The sequence below is a fragment of the Nonomuraea lactucae genome (assembly GCF_003313395.1).
In the GTDB taxonomy this organism is placed as follows: Bacteria; Actinomycetota; Actinomycetes; order Streptosporangiales; family Streptosporangiaceae; genus Nonomuraea; species Nonomuraea lactucae.
Map to the genome: position 1 here is coordinate 1 of NZ_QNFZ01000553.1, position 1,765 is coordinate 1,765.

The following is a 1,765-nucleotide window of genomic DNA, read 5'->3' on the forward strand; positions in this document are numbered from 1 at the left end:
CTGCCCAGGACGCTCGCCCCGTCGGGCGCCGGGCCGCGCGCCAGCGCGGGCGCGGCCCCTCCCGCCAGCAGCAGCCCGCCCACGATCCCGGCGATCCTGATTCCCCTCATCGGCACGCCCCGTCACCTCGGCCCCTGGTGGGGATATTGCCGATCGCCGGGCGGCTTACACCGCATGCGCTCGACCGGGCGCTCCGACCGCGCGTGGCGGCCCGACATCTACAGGAGGCCCGCCGCGGCGAGGTGCTTGCCGATGCGGCCGGTCTCGTCGTCGTTCAGCGGGATCTGGGGCAGGGCGGTGACCGGGTGGGCGATGACACCGCGCAGGTGCAGGGCGGCCTTGAAGGCGCCGAGCCCCGAGGAGCTGCCGCCCATGCGGCCGCCGCCGACGCGGACCATCTGGAAGAGGCGGACCAGCCGCTCCTGCTCCTGCCGGGCCGCCTCCCAGTCTCCGCGCCCGGCCGCCTCGACGAGCCGCACGTACCCGTGCGGGTCCACGTTGCCGAGGCCGGGGACCACGCCGTCGGCGCCCATCCACAGGGCCGAGTCCACGGTCACCTCCGACCCGGTGAGCACGCTGAACGGCGCCGACCGGCCCAGGATCACCTCGCGCAGGCCGCCGTCGTCGCCGCTGGAGTCCTTCACCCCGGCCAGCACCCCTTCGGCGGCCAGTTCCAGGAGCAGGGCGGCGGGCAGCTTGGTGTGGACGGAGACCGGCAGGTCGTAGGCGTAGAGCGGGAGTCCGGCCCGGTCGGCGATGACCCGGAAGTGCGTGCGGATCTCCGCGGGGTGGGTCCGCGTGTAGAAGGGCGCGGTCGCCACCAGTCCCGACACCCCGGCCTCGACGGCGGCGCGGGCGTGTTCGAGCACGCGGGGCGTCGTCATGTCGATCACTCCGGCCAGCACCGGCACCTGGCCGCTCACGTGGCCGACCACCGTGTCGAGCACGGCGCGGCGCTGCGCGTCGGGCAGGTACGCCGCCTCCGACGACGAGCCGAGCACGAACAGCCCGTCCACCCCGCCTTCGAGCAGGTGGTCGACCAGCCGCGTGAGCGAGCCGGCGTCCACCTCGTAGTCGGGGGTCATGGGGGTGCAAACCGGGGGGATCACACCGGTCAACGTCGCGGACCCGGCGACTTGGGGAAACGTCGCGGACCCGGCGACTTGGGGAAACGTCGCGGACCCGGCGACATCGGGGTACGTCATGCGCGCTCCTGGATCAGTTCGAGGTCGGTGGCTCCGGCGGCCACCGGGTGGTGGCAGTGGAAGAGGTGGTCGTCACCCGTCGTCGCGGCGGGCCAGGTGGCGGCGCAGTCGGCGTCGGCCCGCCAGCAGCGGGTCCGGAACGGGCAGCCGCTCGGCGGCCGGGTCGCCGAGGGGACGGTGCCGACCAGCGGGATCGGGTTGATCGGCGAGATCAGGCCGGGCGTGGCCGAGAAGAGCGCCCGCGTGTACGGGTGGCGCGCCCCCAGGGGCACGGCGCGCGCGGGCGTCTGCTCGACGATCCGGCCCAGGTACATGCTGACCACCCGGTCGCTCATCCGCCTGACCGTCTGGATGTCGTGGGAGACGAAGACCATGGCCAGCCCGAGCCGTTCCTTCAGGTCGAGCAGCAGGTTGAGGATCTGCGCCCGCACCGACACGTCCAGCGCGCTGGTGGGCTCGTCGGCGACGAGCAGGCCGGGTTCGAGAGCGAGGGCGCGGGCGACGGCCACGCGCTGCCGCTGCCCGCCGGAGAGCCGGCCGGGCAGCGCGTCGGCCGCGGA

The 1,765-nt window shown here is 74.6% G+C and carries 2 protein-coding genes; both read right to left on the reverse strand.

Annotated features, from left to right (window positions below; genetic code table 11):
- Positions 1–218: 218 nt before the first annotated feature.
- Positions 219–1,109 carry a dihydrodipicolinate synthase family protein gene (locus DQW85_RS23515; protein WP_240197377.1) on the reverse strand — a complete coding sequence of 297 codons (891 nt, stop codon included), beginning with the start codon at positions 1,107–1,109 and terminating at the stop codon, positions 219–221.
- Positions 1,110–1,201: 92 nt separating this feature from the next.
- Positions 1,202–1,765, reverse strand: a 564-nt coding sequence (locus tag DQW85_RS23520; RefSeq protein ID WP_162795289.1) for an oligopeptide/dipeptide ABC transporter ATP-binding protein, incomplete at its 5' end; no start/stop codon positions are given.